This is a genomic window from Streptomyces griseorubiginosus (genome assembly GCF_036345115.1).
Classification (GTDB): Bacteria; Actinomycetota; Actinomycetes; order Streptomycetales; family Streptomycetaceae; genus Streptomyces; species Streptomyces griseorubiginosus_C.
In genome coordinates this window covers 7,293,661-7,312,607 of record NZ_CP107766.1, presented here as the reverse complement: position 1 = coordinate 7,312,607, position 18,947 = coordinate 7,293,661, and the positions used below count along the sequence as shown (strand labels likewise).

Genomic DNA, 18,947 nt, shown 5'->3' with positions numbered 1-18,947 from the left:
GCCGACCGCACCCACAGATACGTGCGCACGGAGCCCGGGTATCAGCGGGACGGCGAAAGCAACGGACAGGCCGAGCCGGGGAACAGCTCAAGCCGTGAAACACCTCCGGCCAGACACCCCTGGGTGTCCGGCCGGCACTCGACTCCTAGATCTCGCCCCGCAGCTTGGCGAGCGCCTCGGCGAGGATCGCCTCGCCGTCCGCGTCGCTGCGCCGCTCCCGTACGTACGCGAGGTGCGTCTTGTACGGCTCGGTGCGCGGCGGGTCCGGCGGGTTGTCCCGGTCCTGCCCGGCGGGGAAGCCGCAGCGGGGGCAGTCCCAGGTTTCGGGGACCTGCGCGTCGCTGGCGAAGCTGGGCTGCGTCTCATGTCCGTTGGAGCACCAGAAGGAGATGCGCAGCCGGGGCGCGGACTCGCCCCGCTCGGCCTCGCCCATCGGCCCCGCCCCGACCCGGCTACCTCGGATCGCGTTGCCACTTGCCACGGTCGTAACTCCCTGCGTGATGGTGCCGCGAAGCGAGTCGGCGTTGTCGCTTCGTTGCGAGCGCCTCAGTCTACGTAAGGCCCAACGCGCGTCCAGTGATTGGAGTTACAGCCCCCACACCTAGACGCAAGCCCCATGATAGGCCGCGCTCAGGTGCGCGTACCGAACATGGGGCCTTACGTGCGGAATGTACGTGCTGTGTGTGGCGTGGCCGCTCAGCTGTTCGTCTTCATGAGCAGACCGAGTACGACAATGCACACGAACCACAGCAGACCGATCACCACGGTGATGCGGTCGAGGTTGCGCTCGGCGACCGAGGAGCCACCGACGGACGACTGCATGCCGCCACCGAACATGTCGGAGAGGCCGCCGCCCTTCCCCTTGTGCATCAGCACCAGCAGCATCAGCAGCCCGCTGAAGACGATCAGGGCGATCGAGAACCCCAAAACCACGGCTGGACCAACTCTCTCGGATTCGGATGAACGACGGGGGCACGGCCTTCAGGGCCATGCCCCCGCAAGGGTACGACGGATCGCCGCTACGGCCTACTCACTGGTCCCGGAAGCGCACGATCTTGACGAACTCATCGGCGTCCAGAGAGGCACCGCCGACCAGGGCACCGTCGATGTCGGCCTGCGCCATGATCTCGGCGACGTTGCCGGCCTTGACGGAGCCGCCGTACTGGATGCGGACCTGGTCGGCGAGCTCCTGCGAGTACAGCTCGGCGATCTTGGCGCGGATCGCGGCGCAGACCTCCTGGGCGTCCTCGGCACCGCAGACCTTGCCGGTGCCGATGGCCCAGACGGGCTCGTAGGCGATGACGACGGACTCGGCCTGCTCGGCCGGGACGTCCTTCAGACCGCCCTCGACCTGGGCGAGGGTGTGGGTGACGTGGTTGCCCGCCTCGCGGACCTCCAGCTCCTCGCCGACGCACAGGATCGGGGTGAGGCCGTGCTTGTAGGCGGCCTTGACCTTGGCGTTGACGATCTCGTCGGTCTCGGCGTGGTACTGGCGGCGCTCGGAGTGGCCGATCGCCACGTACGTGCACTTCAGCTTGGACAGCATCGAGCCGGAGATCTCGCCGGTGTAGGCGCCGGAGTCGTGCGCCGAGAGGTCCTGGGCGCCGTACTTGATCTTGAGCTTGTCGCCGTCGACCAGGGTCTGCACGGAGCGCAGGTCGGTGAAGGGCGGCAGGACGGCGACCTCGACGGCCTCGTAGTCCTTGTCGGCGAGGGCGAAGGCGAGCTTCTGGACGTGTGCGATGGCCTCGAGGTGGTTGAGGTTCATCTTCCAGTTACCCGCCATGATCGGCGTGCGAGTGGTCATGCGGGGTCAGTCCTCCAGTGCGGCGAGGCCGGGGAGCGTCTTGCCCTCGAGGTATTCGAGGGAGGCGCCGCCGCCGGTCGAGATGTGTCCGAACGCGTTCTCGTCGAAGCCCAGGATGCGGACGGCCGCGGCGGAGTCGCCGCCGCCGACCACGGTGAAGGCCTGGGAGTCGAGGAGGGCCTGGGCGACCGCCTTGGTGCCCTCGGCGAATTCGGGGTGTTCGAAGACGCCCATCGGGCCGTTCCAGAACACAGTGGCGGCGTCGGTGATCTTCGAGGCGTACAGCTTGCCGGACGCGGGGCCGATGTCCAGGCCCATCCGGTCGGCCGGGATGGCGTCGGCGGCGACGGTGGTGGCGTCGGCCGGGGCCTTGGTCTTCAGGTCCGGGAACGCGGGGGCGACCACGGCGTCGACCGGCAGGACCAGCTCGACACCGGTCTTCTCGGCGCGCTCGATGTACTCCAGGACCGCCGGGAGCTGGTCCTCCTGGAGCAGGGAGGCGCCGACCTCGTGGCCCTTGGCCTTGAGGAAGGTGAAGGCCATGCCGCCGCCGATGAGGATGCGGTCGGCCTTGCCGAGCAGCTCGTCGATGACGGCGAGCTTGTCGGAGACCTTGGCGCCGCCGAGCACGACCACGTAGGGCCGCTTGACGTCGTCGGTGAGCTTCTTCAGGACGCCGACCTCGGTGGCGATGAGGTAGCCGGCGTAGTGCGGCAGCCGGGCCGGGAGGTCGAACACGGAGGCGTGCTTGCGGTGCACCGCGCCGAAGCCGTCACCGACGTAGACGTCCGCGAGGGCGGCCAGCTGGTCCGCGAACTCGCCGCGCTCGGTGTCGTCCTTGGAGGTCTCACCGGCGTTGAAGCGCAAGTTCTCGATGACCGCGACCTGGCCGGGCTGGAGGCCGTTCACCGCGTCGTGGGCGGCGGGGCCGACTGTGTCCTGGGCGAAGGCCACGGGGGCGCCCAGCAGTTCGCCGAGCCGCTCGGCGGCCGGAAGCAGGGAGAAGGCCGGGTCCGGGGCGCCCTTGGGGCGGCCCAGGTGCGAGGCCACGACCACCTTGGCGCCCGCGTCCACGAGGGCCTTGACGGTGGGCAGGACGGCACGGATGCGGCCGTCGTCGGTGATGCGGCCGTCGGCGAGCGGCACGTTGAGGTCGGCGCGGACGAAGACCCGCTTGCCGTCCACGCCTTCGGCGATGAGTTCGTCGATCGTCTTCATGAGGGAACTCCTGGTGAGGGTGCTCTGATCGTACGAGGGCGGTTCTGCACGTGAGGCAGGGCCCGGGCGACGCGTCCCTGCGCCGTCCGGGCCCTGCTCTCACATCGAAGTGCCTGCTCTGTGGATCAGAGCTGGTTGCCGACGAAGACCGTGAGGTCGACGAGGCGGTTGGAGTAACCCCACTCGTTGTCGTACCAGCCGAGGATCTTCACGGACTTGCCTTCCTGGACCATGGTCAGGGAGGAGTCGAAGGTGCAGGACGACGGGTCGCTGACGATGTCGGAGGACACGATCGGGTCCTCCGTGTAGGACAGGTAGCCCTGCAGCTCGCCCTCGGACGCCTTCTTGAACGCGGCGTTGACCTCGTCCTTGGTGACCTCGCGCTCCAGCTCCACGACCAGGTCGGTGGCGGAACCGGTGGGGACCGGCACGCGCATCGCGATGCCGTCGAGCTTGCCCTTGAGCTGCGGGAGGACCAGCGCGGTGGCCTTCGCGGCACCCGTGGTGGTCGGGATGATGTTCTCCGCGGCGGCGCGGGCGCGGCGCAGGTCGGAGTGCGGGAAGTCCAGGATGCGCTGGTCGTTGGTGTACGCGTGGACCGTGGTCATCAGGCCCTTGACGATGCCGAAGTTCTCGTCGAGGACCTTGGCCATCGGCGCCACACAGTTGGTGGTGCAGGAGGCGTTGGAGATGACGTGGTGGTTGGCCGCGTCGTACTTGTTCTCGTTGACGCCCATCACGATGGTGATGTCCTCGTCCTTGGCCGGAGCCGAGATGAGGACCTTCTTGGCGCCGCCCGCGATGTGCTTCTCGGCGTCGGCCTTCTTCGTGAAGATGCCGGTGGACTCGACGACGATGTCGACGCCCAGCTCGCCCCACGGGATGTCGGCCGGGTTGCGCTCGGACAGCACCTTGATGGTGTGACCGTCGACGGTGATCGTGTCGGCGGTGTGCGACACCTCGGCCTTGAGGCGGCCCAGGATGGTGTCGTACTTCAGCAGGTGCGCGGTGGTCGCGGTGTCACCCAGGTCGTTGACAGCCACGATCTCGATGTCAGCACCCTGCTCCAGCAGCGCGCGGAAGTAGTTACGACCGATGCGGCCAAAGCCGTTGATGCCTACGCGGATCGTCACGAACCGATCTCCTCGTTGGTACGCCGGTTGTGAGACCGGCGAGCTGTATGGGATGTCCCCGACCACCCCCGACCCTACCTCCCTGAGGCTTTCGGAGTGACATCGAGATGCCGCATACACGGGCAGGCGGTCCGTACCCGCCAGTAGGGGTACGGACCGCCCCGGATCGAGAGCTCCGGTCACCCGGTACGACTACGCCGGGTCACCGTCGGTTCACCCGCCGATGGCCGCGAGTGCCTTGCGGATCAGGGCCGTCCGGTCGGCCGCCGCGCCGAGGTGTTCCAGGCCGAAGCCCAGCAGCACGGTGTCGTCCGTGGTGACCGCGCCGTAGGTCCGGAACAGCTCTCCGGTCCGGGCCCAGTCCTTCACGACCGCGGGACTGCCCGCGGGCGGTCCGGGCACGCTCCAGGCGCCGAGCGAGGTCTCGAAGCCCTCGGTCTCGGTGGCCTGGCCGCCGACGACCACGGAGGTGTTGTCGAGCAGCACACCGCGACCGCCGGAGCCGGGGTCGGTGATGTAGCTGAAGGACACCTCGACCTTCTTGCCCGCGTAGGCGGAGAGGTCGAAGGAGACCTCCTGCCAGCCGGCCGAGGCCCCGGTGAGGCTGTTCCACTGGCCGCTGGTGCCGCCGGCCGTGCAGCCCGCGGCGGTCTGGGTCAGGTACCGCTTGAGCGCGGGGTGGGCCGCGATGAAGAACCCGGCCTCGCACTCGGCGGGCACGGCGTTCGTGGTGGCGCCGTTCTTCTCCGGGAGGGTGGTCCAGTCGTCGGCCCCGGCGGTGTGCGCCTCCAGGACGGCGTGGTCGTAGCCCTCCTCGGTGTCCCAGAGCATCCGGGTGCGCAGCGTGGGTGCCTGCGCGGCGGTGACCTGGGTGAGGTCGATGGTGCGGGTGAGGCGGTTCCAGGCGTAGTCGCTGTGCGTGACGGCCGCCATGGAGGCGCCTTCGTACGGTCCGTAGGGGTTGGCGGTGCCGGGGTAGGTGCCCGCTCCCGCGCTCGCGAACTGCGGGAAGGCCGCCACCGGGAGGTTGTCCGAGGTGACGCTGTAGGAGCCGGCCGCGTCCAGCGGGTTGCCGGGGGCGGCGCCGAGGGCTCCGGCGGATCCGGCGAGCATGCCGGTGCCCTGGAAGGCGGTGGCGTTCGGCAGGGTGGTCCGGGTGTAGGCGCCCAGGTAGTACTGGCTGAAGTCGTTGGACAGCGTGCCGCCGCCCAGGTCGACGCTGCCGCCGGCCCGCTCGCCCGCCTCGATCAGCTTGCCGCCCTCGTTGAGGAAGGCGCGCAGCTGGAGCTGGGTGGCGTTGCCCGGGACGGTGGCGCCCGTGTAGTGCACGACCGTCTTGAAGTGGTCGAGCACGCCGAGCGCGTCGGGCGCGCCCTGGGTGGCGACGTTCCAGACGATCGCCGTGCGGCCGGCCGCCTTCAGCGCGTCGACGTACGTCTGCGCCTGTGCGGCGGTCGCGCCCTCCTCGGCGACCACGAGCACGTCCGCGCGCGGCCGTTGGGCGACCGTGTACGTGAAGTGCGCGCTGGAGGTGGGCTTTCCGCTCTTCGCCCGGCCGGTGAACCAGACCTCGACCTTGTCGCCCGGGTCGGCGTCCTCGACCTTGGCCCGGTACTCGTCGAAGTAGAGGTTGTCCTCACCGCCGTAGGTCTCGCCGCCCTTCCAGGCCCTGAGGTCCCGGTCGTGCGTACGGCCGCCGTTGACGCGGTACTTGAGCTCCTTGTCGCGCACCGCCTTGCGTGCGACGACGGAGACCTCCTGGTCGGCGCCGCGCGCGTAGGACGTGGTGAACGGCTTGGGGGTGAAGTCGGCGGCCGTCAGGCCGAGCGAGGACTTCGGCTGGTCGGGCCGGGCCGCGGACTCGGCGACGGACAGCGCGAACGGGATGTTCTTCTCGAACTCCTGCTGGATCAGCTTCTCGTCGTCCGGGAAGTTGAAGACCGACTGGCAGTCGGCCGCGTTCCACTGGTCGTTGGGGTCGATGTCCGAGGCGGTCTGGCAGGTCGACATCTCGGGGGTGAACATCGCCAGGCCGTTGACGTTCGACGCGTGGCCGTCCGCCTCGCCGTTGGTGGTGTACAGCTCCGAGGAGACCTGCGGGCGGTAGCCGGGGATCGCGGAGTTGTCCGGGGTGCCGGCGAGCGCCTTGTACATGACGTCGTCGGGCGTGTCGGTGGCCACCTGCCAGCCGACCCCGTAGAGGAGGAGCTCAGCGGCGGAGTGGTAGTTGATGCCGTACGTGAAGCCGATCCGCTTCTCGAAGGCGTCCAGGGCCTTGGTCTCGGGCTCGGAGCCCGGAGCCGTACCGCGATAGGTCTCGCTGGTGGGGTTGGGGGACGAGCCCTCGTTGTCGTAGCCCCACTTGTAGGAGAAGTTGCGGTTGAGGTCGACACCGTCGCCCACGGCGATGGTGCCGTCGCCGTTGTTGTCGTGGAGGTTCTTGCGCCACAGGCGGTTGTCGGCGCTCTGGAAGGTGTAGTCGTAGCCGTCGGGGTTGGCCGACAGGACGAACCACAGCTCGGTGGTGTCGACGATCTGCTTGATGCGCTTGTCGGACTTGTAGTTGTCGACGTAGTGGTGGAGCAGCCGCCTGGTCATCTCCGGTGTGATCCACTCGCGCGCGTGCTGGTTGGACATGTAGAGGACGGAGGGTTTGGCGCCGTCCTTGGACTTCTTCGCGTTCTTGGTCAGCTTGAGCGCGAGGATGTCCTTGCCGTTCACGGTCTTGCCGATGGAGACGAGCTTGGTGAGGCCGGGGTTGGCCTTGGCGGTGGCGAGGAGCTCCTCCTGGAGCCCGCCGCTTCCGCTGTACGGCCGGAACACGCCCTCGGCGGCCTTCTCGACCCTTGCTTCGGCCTTGGCGGTCAGGGTGTGCTCGGTGAGCTGGACACCCTTCTTCTCGAGTTTCTGAGCCTCCTGGTCGGTCAGGTAGACCTCGACCGTCGCGGTGCCCTTCGCGGGCACCTGCTCGCTCAGTTCGTGGCCGTCCTGACCGGCCGCCAGCAGCAGGGGTACCTGCGCGCTGGTCACCTCGGCACGGAAGACCTTGACTTCGTTCGGATCAGGAGAACTTGCGCCCTGCGCGGCCTGGGCGACGGGTGCGATGCCCGCGCCGCCGAGCAGAAGTGCGCCAACAGCGAGGATCGGTCTCGCTCTTCGTCTCATGAGCCCCCCTTGCGGTGGTCCGCCACAGCAGCGAACAGATGCCAGGCTCATGACACTCCATGATCCAGTCAAGAGCGCCTCACGGATACGTAAACGCCGGTGCCGACCACCCGAATGGGCGTCGGCACCGGCGTGGTGAGGGTGAGTCAGCTGTAGAGGGCTCAGCCGACCAGGTTGTCGGCCATCTCCTCGGTGATGCTGGACTCCGTGCCCGGGATACCGAGGTCGGAGGCGCGCTTGTCGGCCATCGCGAGGAGCCTGCGGATACGGCCGGCGACCGCGTCCTTGGTCAGCGGCGGGTCGGCGAGCGCCCCCAGCTCCTCCAGGGAGGCCTGCTTGTGCTCCATGCGCAGCCGGCCGGCCGCGGCGAGGTGCTCGGGCACGTCGTCGGCGAGGATCTCCAGGGCCCGCTGGACCCGGGCTCCGGCGGCGACGGCCGCGCGCGCGGAGCGGCGGAGGTTGGCGTCGTCGAAGTTGGCCAGACGGTTCGCCGTGGCCCGCACCTCGCGGCGCATCCGGCGCTCCTCCCAGGCGAGCACCGACTCGTGGGCGCCGAGGCGGGTGAGCAGCGCGCCGATCGCGTCGCCGTCGCGGACGACCACGCGGTCGACCCCGCGGACCTCACGGGCCTTGGCGGCGATCGACAGCCGGCGGGCGGCACCGACCAGCGCGAGCGCGGCCTCCGGGCCCGGGCAGGTCACCTCCAGGGAGGAGGAGCGGCCGGGCTCGGTCAGCGAGCCGTGCGCCAGGAAGGCGCCACGCCAGGCGGCCTCGGCGTCACAGGTGGCACCGGAGACGACCTGCGGGGGCAGCCCCCGGATCGGCCGGCCGCGGCCGTCGACCAGGCCGGTCTGCCGGGCCAGCTGGTCACCGCCGGCGACGACCCGCACGACGTACCGCGAGCCGCGGCGCAGCCCTCCGGGTGCCATCACGATCAGCTCGGAGGAGTGGCCGAAGATCTCCAGGATGTCCCGCTTGAGCCGGCGGGCCGCCATCGCGGTGTCCAGCTCGGCCTCGATCACAATGCGCCCGCTCACCAGGTGGAGGCCGCCGGCGAACCGCAGGACGGCGGAGACCTCCGCCTTTCTGCAGCAGGTCCGGGTGACGGGGAGCCGGGAGATCTCGTCCTTCACCGCTGCCGTCATCGCCATGGGCCGATCCTTCCATGCATCCGAAAAATACGGTCGTACGCGGCGGCCAACAGCTCCGGGTCGTGCCTCGGGGTTCCGTCGGGCCGGGCCACCGGAGCCAGCTCGACCGCGGCGCCGAACCGCTTGGCGGCATCGGTCAGGGAGTCGCGGTCGGGCACGGCGGCCTGGTCGGCCAGCACCACGTCCAGGGCGAGTTTAGGGGCGTGTCGTCCCAAAACCTCCAAATGACGCTGCGGGGAGAAGCCATCCGTTTCTCCCGGCTGCGGGGCGAGGTTCAGGGAGAGTACCCGGCGCGCCTTCGTCTGGGTGAGCGCGTCCAGGAGTTCGGGCACGAGCAGGTGCGGGATGACCGAGGAGAACCACGAGCCGGGGCCGAGGACCACCCAGTCCGCGTCCCGGACCGCCTCCACCGCCTCGGGCACCGCCGGCGGGTCGTGCGGCACCACGTGCACCGACTGCACCTCGCCCGGGGTCAGGGCCACGGTCGCCTGCCCCCGTACGGTGTCCACGTCCTCGGGCCGCTCCGGGTCGTGCCCCTTGACCAACGCCTGGAGCTCCAGGGGTACGGCGGACATGGGCAGCACCCGGCCATGGGCGCCCAGGAGCCTGCCGACCAGGTCGAGGGCCTGGACATGGTCGCCGAGCTGCTCCCACAGGGCCACGATCAGCAGGTTGCCGACCGCGTGTTCGTGCAGGTCACCCTTGGACTGGAAGCGGTGCTGGATGACCCGGGCCCAGGTCTGGCCCCAGTCGTCGTCGCCGCACAGCGCGGCCAGCGCCTTGCGCAGGTCGCCGGGCGGCAGGACGCCCAGCTCGTCGCGCAGGCGCCCGCTGGAGCCGCCGTCGTCGGCCACGGTGACGACGGCGGTGAGGTCGCCGGTGATCCGGCGCAGGGCGGCGAGCGAGGCGGACAGGCCCATGCCGCCGCCGAGCGCCACCACCTTGGGCTGGGCACCGCGCCGCCGGGGCCGCGCGCCGCGGGCCTCGACGGGCCGGGTCGCACGCCCTTCGGGCACGACCCGGCGCAGCATGCTCAGCCGCGGAGTACGTGCGGTCATTCCCGTCCCATGTCCCGGTGTACGACCACCGTCTCCACACCCTCGGCCGCGAGGCGCGCGGCGAGCTTCTCCGAGGTGGCGACCGAGCGGTGCTTGCCGCCGGTGCAGCCGATGGCGATCGTCACGTACCGCTTGCCCTCCCGGCGGTAGCCGGCCGCGATCAGGCGCAGCAGCTCGGCGTAGCGGTCGAGGAACTCCTTGGCGCCGGGCTGGTTGAAGACGTACGCCGACACCTCCTCGTTGAGTCCGGTGTAGGGCCGCAGCTCCGGGACCCAGTGCGGGTTGGGCAGGAACCGCATGTCCGCGACGAGGTCGGCGTCGACCGGGAGGCCGTACTTGAAGCCGAACGACATGACGGTGGCGCGGAGTTCGGGCTCTTCCTCGCCGGCGAACTGGGCGTCCATCTTGGCGCGCAGTTCGTGGACGTTGAGGCTGGAGGTGTCGATGACCAGGTCGGCGTCGCCGCGCAGCTCGCGCAGGAGCTCGCGCTCGGCGTCGATGCCGTCGACGATGCGGCCGTCGCCCTGGAGGGGGTGCGGGCGGCGCACGGACTCGAAGCGGCGCACCAGGGCCTCGTCGGAGGACTCCAGGAAGACGATGCGCCGGGTGACGTGCTTGGCCTCCAGGTCGGCGAGGGACTCGCGGAGGTTGTCGAAGAAGCGCCGGCCGCGGACGTCGACGACCACGGCGATCCTGGCGACATTGCCCTGGGACCGGGCGCCGAGCTCCACCATGGTGGGGATCAGCGCGGGCGGGAGGTTGTCGACGACGAACCAGCCGAGGTCCTCCAGACACTTGGCGGCGGTCGAGCGGCCGGCTCCGGACATGCCGGAGATGATCACCAGCTCGGGGATGGCCGCCTCCGGGACTCCGGAGGTGTCGTGGGGTGCGCCCGTGCTCACCTGGGTGTCGTCTCCGCTCTGGTCCTGTGGTTCTTCGTGCTCGTTCACATTCATGTCTCCTGCCCCCGTCGTTCGTCCGGGGCACCCGCCGTCACGGGGTCCCCACCGGAACCCGTGGTGCCGGGTTCCTCCTCATCCATGATCTCTCCAGTCGCCGTGTTGACGGCGGGCGCGGCCGGGGCCGCCTGGGCGAGGGCCACGGCGATCGTCTCGGCCGTCTTGCGGCCTATGCCGGGGACCTCGCAGATCTGGTCGATGGTGGCGGATCGTAGTTTCTTCAAGGACCCGAAATGTTTCAGCAGGGCCTGCTTGCGCGTGTCCCCGAGGCCGGGGACGTCGTCGAGCGGGCTCGACCGGAAGCGCTGGGCCCGCTTGGTGCGCTGGTAGGTGATGGCGAAGCGGTGGGCCTCGTCACGGACCCGCTGGAGAAGGTACAGGCCTTCGCTGGTGCGGGGCAGCACGACCGGGTCCTCGTCGTCGGGCAGCCACACCTCCTCCAGGCGCTTGGCGAGACCGCAGACGGCGATGTCGTCGATGCCGAGCTCGTCCAGGGCCTTCTTCGCGGCGGCGACCTGGGGCCGGCCGCCGTCGACGACGACGAGCTGGGGCGGGTAGGCGAACTTCTTGGGGCGGCCGTCCTCGTCCTTGAGGTCGGCCGCTCCGTTCGCGCCGTCCTCCGAGGTGTCGTCGACCCACTCGCCGGTCTTCTCCTTCTCGGCGAGATAGCGGCGGAACCGGCGGGAGATCACCTCGTGCATGGAGCGGACATCGTCCTGACCTGCGAATCCCTTGATCTGGAAGCGCCGGTACTCGCTCTTGCGCTGGAGGCCGTCCTCGAAGACGACCATGGACGCGACCACGTCGTCGCCCTGGAGGTGGGAGATGTCGTAGCACTCGATCCTGAGCGGGGCGCTGTCCAGGTCGAGGGCCTCGGCGATCTCCTCCAGGGCACGCGAGCGCGTGGTGAGGTCGGAGGCGCGCTTGGTCTTGTGGAGGACGAGCGCCTGCTGGGCGTTGCGCTGCACGGTCTCCATCAGGGCCTTCTTGTCGCCGCGCTGCGGGATGCGCAGCGAGACGCCCGAGCCGCGGCGCTCGGCGAGCCACTCCTGGACCGGCTCGACCGGCTCGGGCAGAGCGGGGACCAGGACCTCCTTGGGGACCGAGTCGCCCTTCTCCTCGCCGTAGAGCTGCTGGAGGGCGTGTTCGACGAGGGCGCCGGTGGTGATCTCCTCGACCTTGTCGGTGACCCAGCCGCGCTGTCCGCGCACGCGTCCGCCACGGACGTGGAAGATCTGGACTGCGGCCTCCAGCTCGTCCTCGGCGACCGCGATCAGGTCGGCGTCGGTCGCGTCGGCGAGCACGACCGCGCTCTTCTCCATGGCCTTGCGCAGGGCCCCGATGTCGTCGCGCAGCCGGGCCGCGCGTTCGTACTCCATCTCCTCGGCCGCGTCCGCCATCTGCTGCTCCAGACGGCGGATGTAGGTGCCGGTGCGGCCGGCCATGAAGTCGCAGAACTCCTCGGCGAGATCACGGTGTTCGTCGGCGGAGACGCGGTCGACGCAGGGCGCGGAGCACTTGCCGATGTAGCCGAGGAGGCAGGGGCGGCCGGTGCGGGCGGCGTTCTTGAAGACGCCGGCGGAGCAGGTGCGGACCGGGAAGACGCGCAGCAGGAGGTCGACGGTGTCGCGGATCGCCCACGCGTGCCCGTACGGCCCGAAGTAGCGCACGCCCTTGCGTTTCTGGCCGCGCATCACCTGGACGCGGGGGAACTCCTCGTTCATCGTCACGGCGAGGTACGGGTAGCTCTTGTCGTCGCGGTACTTGACGTTGAACCGGGGGTCGAACTCCTTGATCCAGGAGTACTCCAGCTGAAGCGCCTCGACCTCCGTGGACACCACCGTCCACTCCACGGACGCGGCCGTGGTCACCATGGTGCGGGTGCGGGGGTGCAGGCTCGCCAGGTCCTGGAAGTAGTTCGCCAGGCGCTGACGGAGGCTTTTCGCCTTTCCGACGTAGATCACCCGGCGGTGCTCGTCGCGGAACCTGTACACCCCGGGAGTGTCCGGGATCTCCCCTGGTTTGGGGCGGTAGCTGGAGGGGTCGGCCATGTCTCACACCCTACTGGCGAGCGCTGACACTCCGGCCGGCCTGTGGACTCGTCGTCGAGCAGGGAGACCATCGCGTGCTCGGCGTTGCTCACGAGGGCGAGCGCACGTTCCTCGGAGCTGACCAGCCAGGAGGAAGGGTGCCGTCCTCCTCGACGTGCCAGGTCTCCGCCGTGCCGGCCTTCCCGCGCCCCGGGGCACCGCTCACCGTGACTCCAGGAACGTCAGTACCGCCAGGACGCGGCGGTGGTCGTCGGTGTCCTCGGTGAGGGCGAGTTTGCCGAGGATGCTGCGGACGTGCTTCTCGACGGTGCCCTCGGTGACCCACAGGCGGCGGCCGATGCCCGCGTTGGAGCGGCCCTCGGCCATGAGGGCGAGGACCTCGCGCTCGCGGGCGCTGAGGTGGGCGAGCGGGTCGTCACGGCGCTGGGCGGAGAACAGCTCCTGCACCAGGGAGGGGTCGACGACCGAGCCGCCCCGGTGGATGCGTTCCAGCGCCTCGATGAACTCGTCGACGACGGTGACCCGGCTCTTGAGCAGGTAGCCGACCTTGCGGCCGCTCGCCAGCAGCTCCAGCGCGTCCTCGACCTCGACGAACGCCGACAGGACGAGGATGCCCGTGGCGGGGTGGCGTTCCCGGATCGTGCGGGCCGCCTTGAGGCCCTCCGTCGAGTGGTCCGGGGGCATCCTGATGTCGACGATCGCCAGTTCGGGCCGTTCCTCGTCGACCAGTTCCAGCAGCCGGACCGCGTCTCCGGCCTGCCCGGCGACCTGGTAGCCGACGCGCTCGCACAGACTGGCCAGCCCCTCCCTGAGCAGGATGTCGTCGTCGGCGAGGACGACCCGTCCCCGTGCCGGCTGCTGCGCTGTGTCGTCCATGACCCCGGCCCCCTCGCGCGGCCTCCGCGGTGCGTTCCGCGAGGTCGGGGCTCCCCTGGCCCCGTCCTTCGCCCCCGCCCCAACAGCCTGCCCCACCGGTGGCGTTACGGCTAGCCGGAAGCGGAATTGGAGGCCTGCCGTGACGACGCGCGGACCTGTCCCGGCGATCCTCGAAGCAGTGCAGATGCAGTCGGGCCGGCCGCCCCGGGCGAGGGACGGCGGGTCGCACGGCCGAAGGGTGCGGGACATGCGGCGGACGAGGATCGAGCAGCGACGGCGGCCGGTCCGTGCCCGCCGGTACCCGGACGAGCCGTACGGCACGCTCGACCTCCTGGACCCCAGGGATCCGGACGTCGTGCGCGCCAAGCGCCTGCTGACCGCACGGAACGGCGGAACCGACCGCCCCTGAGACCGGACGGATGCCTCTCCGTCCGACAGGGACCGCCCGGAGCGTACGCGACGTCACCATGTTCAGGACTCCCCCACCTGGACGAACTCCCCTGCGTGCGCCCCGGGCGGTCATATCTCCGGCGAGGGCCCGTCCAGGGGCAGCCGCACGTCCATGGTCGTGCCCTCGCCGGGCGGGCTGACGACGGCCAGCTTGCCGCCGATCGCCTCGACCCGGTCGATGAGACCGATCAGACCGGAGCCGCGTCCCGGTTCGGCGCCCCCGACGCCGTCGTCGCGGACGGTCAGCTCCAGGAGGCCGTCCCGGACCTGCGCCGCCACCTCCACCACGCGCGCGTGCGCGTGTTTCGCCGTGTTGGTGAGGCACTCGGAGGTCACGTAGTAGGCGGCCACCTCCAGTTGCTCCGGCAGCCGGGCCGCGGGCAGCCTCAGGTCGAGCTCGACGGGCACGGCGGAGCGGCGGGCCAGGGAGCGCAGGGCCGGGCCCAGGCCGCCCTTGGACAGGATGGCGGGGTGGATGCCCCGGGCCACCTGGAGCAGGTCCTGGAAGGCGTCGTCGAGGCCCTTGCCGACGTGTGCCAGTTGCTCGGCGAGCTCCGAGGACGGGTCGGGTACGAGGCTCTCGGCGAGCCGCAGCTCCAGCTGGAGGGCGACGAGGCGCTGTTGGACGCCGTCGTGCAGATCGCGCTCGATGCGCCGCCGGGAGGCGTCCGCGGCGGCCACCACGCGCGCGCGTGAGGCGGTCAGCTGGGCGCGGCTGTCGGCGTTGGCGATGGCGGTGGCGGCGAGTTCGGTGAAGTCGGCCAGCCGCGACTCGGTGCCGGCGGGCAGCACGTCCACGGGCGAGGCGGCGAGGACGAACCCCCACAGCCGGTCGTCGACCACGATGGGCGCGCCCACGGCGTGGCCGACATGGGCGGCGCGCCGGGTCCGGGTGATCTCGTCGACCGCCTCGCGCGCGGCCCGCCTGCGCTCCTCGCGGGTGACTTCCTCGAGTTCCTCCGGGAGACCGAGGACGGTCCCGAGGACCATCTGGCTGCCGTCGGGCTCCTGGCGCAGCACGGCCGCGGTGGTGTCCAGGAGCGCGCCCACCTCCCCGGCCACCCGCGCGAACACCTCGGAGGGCGGAGCGCCGTGGGCCACCAGGGTGGCGACCCGGCGCAGCGCGGCCTGTTCCCTGGCGGTGCGGCGGCTGTCGGTGACATCGCGCGCGGTGGCGTAGATGAGGCCCTCCTCGGGGACCGGCCGGGCGCTCCACTGCAACCACCGCTCGGTGCCGTCCTTGCGCAGGTAGCGGTTCTCGAACTCGGCCAGTTCGACGCCGCCGGCCAGCCGCGCCAGGGCCTCCTCGGTGCCCGCCCGGTCCTCCTCGTGCACGAAGTCGAGGAACGGCCTGGCCAGGAGCTCCTCGCCGGAGTAGCCCAGGGTGCGTTCGAAGGCGGGGTTGACCCGCTTGAGATAGCCGTCGAGCCCGCAGATGCAGAGCAGGTCCAGGGAGAGGTTGAAGACGCTCGCCAGTTCCTGCTCGGCCTTCTCGCGCCGTCCGTGGGCCGCCGCGAAGGAGGCCATGGTGCCGTTCATGCCGTCCAGCAGCTGACTCCAGGTGCCCTCGAAGGAGGCCTGGTCGGCGCGGTGTTCGAGGCGGTTGTGGTCGATCGCCGTGTTCATGGCCCGGATCTCGGCGGCGAGCCGCTCGGTGGTGACCCGCAGTTCGCGGAAGGTGTCGGCGACCTCGCCCAGTTCGTCGCGGCCCGCGTACCGGATGTCGTACGAGAGATCGCCGTACGACAGTGCCCTGGCGCCCGCGGAGACCTCGCCGAGGGGCCGGGTGATCGAACGGCTGAGCGCGAGGGCGAGGCAGGTGACGAGGGCGAGTACGGCGAGGGAGGCGGTGAGGTCGCGTACCGCGCGGGTCTCCGCCTCGCGCCGGTCGTGGCCCGCCGTGGTATCGAGCTCGCGGGCGGCCCGGTCCTGGATGCCGCGCAGGGCGTCGATGCGGGCGCCGGAGTCGGCGAGCCAGCGCTCGTACGACGGCCAGGCGGCGGTCTCCGGGCCGGCGGTGGCGAGCAGGTCACGGAGCCGGCGGACGGCCCGGCCGGGGTCCTGGAACTGGCTGACGTACAGCTGGGTCCGCAGTGCGGCCGAGGTGTTCTCGCGGAAGGCGTCCAGCTGGGCGGTCTCCAGTGCGGGCCAGCGTCCGGCGCCGGTGGGGCGGCCGGCGGGTCCGGCGAGCAGGGCGGCGACCTCCGCCTGCTCCCGGCCGGCGGCCTCGATGGCCCGCAGGAGCGCGATGTGGGCGTCGGCAGCCCGGCCCGAGGCCCGGGTGGGGCGGCCGGCTTCGAGGGCGGTGACGTCGTCGAGGAGGGTGTCCTCGACGTTGCCGTACCGCTCGGCGATGTCGGGGGCGGTGAGCGAGCCGGTGTCCGTCTGGACGCGCAGTGAGTGCAGTCGACGGCCGACGGCGTCGAGGTCGCCGGCGATGTCGGAGGCCGACCAGGTGGCGGCGCGGGCCGTGGCGCGCGCGAGGACGCGGACGGTGGCGCGCTCGGCGTCGGTCCGCTCCGCCAGCGTGTCGGGCCCGGGGCGCAGCCGGGCGTCCACGGCGGCGAGCCGCTCGCGCGCGACGGCGTCGGTGACCTCGGTCGTCGCGAACGACACGTCGGTCCCGGTGTGGAAGTCGCGCAGGGCCCGCGCCTCCTGCCACTGGGCCACGGCGCTGAAGGCGGTGAAGGCCAGCAGCCCGGTCACCGGCAGCAGGACCAGCAGCATCAGCTTCCGGCCGACCCGCAGCCGGGCGAGGAGCGGGACGCGGTGGGCGGCCGCGGGGGTGCGGTGCGCGGCCCGTGCGGTGCTTCTGAGGGGTGAGCGGCGCATGGCAGGGCCTAGGGGGTGCTGCTTCCGTGGGTCGTGCCACCGGGTTCCGTCATGCGAAGCACCCCTTTGAGGACGGCCCCTGCACGCCTCCGTGACGGCGTGCCGCCCGGCGCCGAACGGCCGGTCGCGGCCCGGCTTCCGCAGCGTCTTCAGCATGCCCGCGGAGACCGCCGCCGTCCATGTCCCGGGCAGCACAAGCTCGGCCGCCGTCCATGTGTCCCGGAAGCCGCATGACGTCCGCCGAGCGCGAGCTCATGGTCCGCTCCTCGGATAGCCGTCGTGCGCGGCCAGGTCCCTGTCGATCGCCTCGGCCGCCTCGTCGAGCGTGGCCTTGACCGGTGCCCGGTCGATCATGATCTTCGGAAAGGCCCGGGAGAACGCCTCGGTGATCGCCGGATAGGCCGGCGTCCGCGGCCTCGGCCGGGCCACGCCGTCCCTCAACTGCTCGATGAACAGGCGCTCGGCGCCACCCTCGGCGTACGCCGGCGAGAGCTCGACCGCGCTGTCCGTGGCCGGGATCGCACCGTTGGCGACGCTCATCCGGTGGATCTGGTCCGGCTTCAGCAGATAGGCGAGGAAGCGCCACACGGCGTCGCCGTCGGCCCCGCCCGAGGTCACGCCCCACTGCCAGGAGCCCATCCCGGTCACCGTGCCCTCGCCGAGGTCGGGCAGCGGCACGATCGCCAGGTCCCCGGGGAAGCGCTCGGCGTAGTCCGGGTACCGCCAGTGGCCCGTCCAGGAGATGACACTGCGCTCCTGGTCGAAGGCCCGGTCGGTCCTGCCGGGTTCGACGAGGCCCTCCTCGACCCAGTTCTGCAGGACGGTGAGCGCCCTGACCGACTCGGGCCCGTTGAGGAAGCCGTCGGCGGTCCGGAAGGTCTTGGGGTCGATGAGATCGCCGCCCGCCGACCACACCGCGGGCGCGAAGCCGTACGTGCTCCACTCCTCGCCGGGTTTCGCGTCGACGAGGCCCATGTCCAGCGGGTGGGGGTAGCCCGCCGCGCGCAGGGTGCGCAGGATCGTCGTGAACTCGTTCGCGGTCCAGGCTTCCGAGACACCCCTGGGGATGCGGATGCCCGCCTTCTTCAGGACCGACGGCCGCACATAGAGCCCGAGCCCCGAGTCGAAGGTGCCGATCCCGTACAACTGCCCCGCGTAGGTGCCCTGTTGCCGGATGGAGGGCAGCAGGTCCTCGCGGAGGCGGTCGGGCAGGCAGGAGTCGATCGGCTTGATCGTGCCGGACCAGGCGTGGCTGTAGAGCCGGGGGCCGTCGAAGTCGAGGAGGTCCGGCAGGTCGCCGCTGGCCGCCGCGGAGAGCACGAGTTCGTTGTACGGCCGCTGCTCGGGAAGCGTGACCGCCTCGACCCGCACCTGCCGCTGGGCCCTGTTGAAGTCCCGGACCTGGCGGCGCAGGGTGTTGTACTCGGCGCTCGGTCCCGCGTGGAACCACACCGTGACCTGCGCGGTGCCGTCGATCCTGCCGTCGCAGGTGGTGTCGGTGCGGGCCCGCTCGCTGTCGTCGGCGTCGCCTCCACCTCCGCACGCGGCGAGGAGCAGCGCGGCTGCCAGCAGTCCCGAGGCCAGGGCGCGACGGCCCCTCGCGGTCCTCCCGAGCGGTGCCTTCATCGCACACCCCCACTCGACCGGAATCTCACGGCCTCCCCAGGGCAGCCCACATGCTACCCCCGGTCACCTCCCGCTGCGCTGGGTGAACGGGAACTGGCGCATCCGGCACAGGACTTGAGCACATTCCAGGTGCCGGGCAGCAATCCGGCCCGACTCTTTCCGGGTAGCCGGAAAGCGCGAGCCCCGGCTGGTTGGGACCCTGTCCGCATGTCCATGCGCTGTCTTCTCGTCGATGACAGCATCCGGTTCCTGGAGGCCGCCCGCAGTCTGCTGGAACGCGACGGGATACCTGTCGTCGGCGTCGCCCTGTCCGGCACGGAGGCTCTGGTACGGGCCGCGGAACTCACCCCGGACGTCGTCCTGGTCGATCTCGACCTCGACGGCGAGAGCGGCTTCGACGTGGCGGCGCGGCTGGCCCGCAGCGTCTCGGCCGTCATCATCCTGATCTCCACGCACGCGCTGGAGGACTTCGAGGAGCTGATCGCCGGCAGCCCGGCCCGCGGGTTCCTGCCCAAGTCGGCGCTGTCGGCACGGGCGATCAGGGAGCTGCTGGACGGCGACGGCACGACCCCGACCGCCTGAGCCGACGGGTTTCACCGGGCGGGCGGGAGCGGATCGTCG

At 71.0% G+C, this 18,947-nt stretch carries 15 protein-coding genes; 2 read left to right on the top strand and 13 right to left on the bottom strand.

The window, feature by feature from the left end; all coding sequences use genetic code 11:
• Nucleotides 1-145 precede the first annotated feature (145 nt).
• From OHN19_RS32985 to OHN19_RS32935, 11 genes are all read right to left on the bottom strand, one after another.
• Nucleotides 146-481, bottom strand: coding sequence for an RNA polymerase-binding protein RbpA (locus tag OHN19_RS32985; protein ID WP_003976875.1), 336 nt, complete (start codon nt 479-481; stop codon nt 146-148).
• Between the two features lie 215 nt (nt 482-696).
• Nucleotides 697-927, bottom strand: a complete 231-nt coding sequence (gene secG, locus OHN19_RS32980) for a preprotein translocase subunit SecG (protein WP_123759995.1) — start codon at nt 925-927, stop codon at nt 697-699.
• 103 nt (nt 928-1,030) lie between these two features.
• Complete coding sequence (gene tpiA / locus OHN19_RS32975) at nt 1,031-1,807, bottom strand: triose-phosphate isomerase (protein WP_330267695.1); 777 nt, start codon at nt 1,805-1,807, stop codon at nt 1,031-1,033.
• 6 nt (nt 1,808-1,813) lie between these two features.
• The gene (locus OHN19_RS32970; RefSeq protein ID WP_330267694.1) at nt 1,814-3,025 is read right to left on the bottom strand and encodes a phosphoglycerate kinase; all 1,212 of its coding nucleotides are present in this window, start codon (nt 3,023-3,025) and stop codon (nt 1,814-1,816) included.
• A 125-nt stretch (nt 3,026-3,150) separates the two neighbouring features.
• Complete coding sequence (gap, locus tag OHN19_RS32965; RefSeq protein ID WP_030318674.1) at nt 3,151-4,158, bottom strand: type I glyceraldehyde-3-phosphate dehydrogenase; 1,008 nt, start codon at nt 4,156-4,158, stop codon at nt 3,151-3,153.
• Between the two features lie 213 nt (nt 4,159-4,371).
• Nucleotides 4,372-7,323 (bottom strand): M14 family metallopeptidase, encoded by a 2,952-nt coding sequence (locus OHN19_RS32960; protein WP_330267693.1) that lies wholly within the window; start codon nt 7,321-7,323, stop codon nt 4,372-4,374.
• 161 nt (nt 7,324-7,484) lie between these two features.
• Nucleotides 7,485-8,474 carry a DNA-binding protein WhiA gene (whiA, locus tag OHN19_RS32955; protein ID WP_007381241.1) on the bottom strand — a complete coding sequence of 330 codons (990 nt, stop codon included), beginning with the start codon at nt 8,472-8,474 and terminating at the stop codon, nt 7,485-7,487.
• A complete protein-coding gene (locus tag OHN19_RS32950) occupies nt 8,465-9,532 on the bottom strand; it encodes a gluconeogenesis factor YvcK family protein (RefSeq protein WP_123759999.1) in 1,068 nt (355 codons plus the stop codon). The genes whiA and OHN19_RS32950 overlap by 10 nt, the downstream gene beginning before the upstream one ends.
• Complete coding sequence (gene rapZ, locus OHN19_RS32945; protein ID WP_330267692.1) at nt 9,529-10,488, bottom strand: RNase adapter RapZ; 960 nt, start codon at nt 10,486-10,488, stop codon at nt 9,529-9,531. The genes OHN19_RS32950 and rapZ overlap by 4 nt, the downstream gene beginning before the upstream one ends.
• Nucleotides 10,485-12,542 (bottom strand): excinuclease ABC subunit UvrC, encoded by a 2,058-nt coding sequence (gene uvrC, locus OHN19_RS32940; RefSeq protein WP_330267691.1) that lies wholly within the window; start codon nt 12,540-12,542, stop codon nt 10,485-10,487. Before uvrC ends, rapZ begins: the two co-directional genes overlap by 4 nt.
• A 201-nt stretch (nt 12,543-12,743) precedes the next feature.
• On the bottom strand, nt 12,744-13,418 hold the full coding sequence (locus OHN19_RS32935) for a response regulator transcription factor (RefSeq protein ID WP_330267690.1): 675 nt from the start codon (nt 13,416-13,418) through the stop codon (nt 12,744-12,746).
• Nucleotides 13,419-13,665: 247 nt separating this feature from the next.
• Between OHN19_RS32935 and OHN19_RS32930 the strand changes: the two genes are divergently transcribed.
• A complete protein-coding gene (locus OHN19_RS32930; RefSeq protein WP_330267689.1) occupies nt 13,666-13,827 on the top strand; it encodes a hypothetical protein in 162 nt (53 codons plus the stop codon).
• Between the two features lie 110 nt (nt 13,828-13,937).
• On the opposite strand, the gene OHN19_RS32925 is transcribed toward OHN19_RS32930, so the two are convergent.
• Nucleotides 13,938-16,700 carry a PAS domain S-box protein gene (locus OHN19_RS32925; RefSeq protein WP_330267688.1) on the bottom strand — a complete coding sequence of 921 codons (2,763 nt, stop codon included), beginning with the start codon at nt 16,698-16,700 and terminating at the stop codon, nt 13,938-13,940.
• Between the two features lie 252 nt (nt 16,701-16,952).
• Nucleotides 16,953-18,326, bottom strand: a complete 1,374-nt coding sequence (locus tag OHN19_RS32920; RefSeq protein ID WP_330267687.1) for an extracellular solute-binding protein — start codon at nt 18,324-18,326, stop codon at nt 16,953-16,955.
• A 207-nt stretch (nt 18,327-18,533) separates the two neighbouring features.
• Here OHN19_RS32920 and OHN19_RS32915 point away from each other — a divergent pair, with 207 nt between their 5' ends.
• Nucleotides 18,534-18,908: a response regulator gene (locus OHN19_RS32915; RefSeq protein ID WP_330267686.1), complete on the top strand. Its 375-nt coding sequence runs from the start codon at nt 18,534-18,536 to the stop codon at nt 18,906-18,908.
• The last annotated feature ends 39 nt before the right edge of the window (nt 18,909-18,947 follow it).

What these genes read in the sequence shown, in the direction of transcription:
- tpiA (WP_330267695.1), bottom strand. Translation starts at nt 1,807, where the DNA reads ATGACCACTCGCACGCCGATCATGGCGGGTAACTGGAAGATGAACCTC.
- OHN19_RS32970 (WP_330267694.1), bottom strand. Translation starts at nt 3,025, where the DNA reads ATGAAGACGATCGACGAACTCATCGCCGAAGGCGTGGACGGCAAGCGG.
- OHN19_RS32960 (WP_330267693.1), bottom strand. Translation starts at nt 7,323, where the DNA reads ATGAGACGAAGAGCGAGACCGATCCTCGCTGTTGGCGCACTTCTGCTC.
- whiA (WP_007381241.1), bottom strand. Translation starts at nt 8,474, where the DNA reads ATGGCGATGACGGCAGCGGTGAAGGACGAGATCTCCCGGCTCCCCGTC.
- OHN19_RS32950 (WP_123759999.1), bottom strand. Translation starts at nt 9,532, where the DNA reads ATGACCGCACGTACTCCGCGGCTGAGCATGCTGCGCCGGGTCGTGCCC.
- rapZ (WP_330267692.1), bottom strand. Translation starts at nt 10,488, where the DNA reads ATGAATGTGAACGAGCACGAAGAACCACAGGACCAGAGCGGAGACGAC.
- uvrC (WP_330267691.1), bottom strand. Translation starts at nt 12,542, where the DNA reads ATGGCCGACCCCTCCAGCTACCGCCCCAAACCAGGGGAGATCCCGGAC.
- OHN19_RS32935 (WP_330267690.1), bottom strand. Translation starts at nt 13,418, where the DNA reads ATGGACGACACAGCGCAGCAGCCGGCACGGGGACGGGTCGTCCTCGCC.
- OHN19_RS32930 (WP_330267689.1), top strand. Translation starts at nt 13,666, where the DNA reads ATGCGGCGGACGAGGATCGAGCAGCGACGGCGGCCGGTCCGTGCCCGC.
- OHN19_RS32925 (WP_330267688.1), bottom strand. Translation starts at nt 16,700, where the DNA reads ATGCGCCGCTCACCCCTCAGAAGCACCGCACGGGCCGCGCACCGCACC.
- OHN19_RS32920 (WP_330267687.1), bottom strand. Translation starts at nt 18,326, where the DNA reads ATGAAGGCACCGCTCGGGAGGACCGCGAGGGGCCGTCGCGCCCTGGCC.
- OHN19_RS32915 (WP_330267686.1), top strand. Translation starts at nt 18,534, where the DNA reads ATGTCCATGCGCTGTCTTCTCGTCGATGACAGCATCCGGTTCCTGGAG.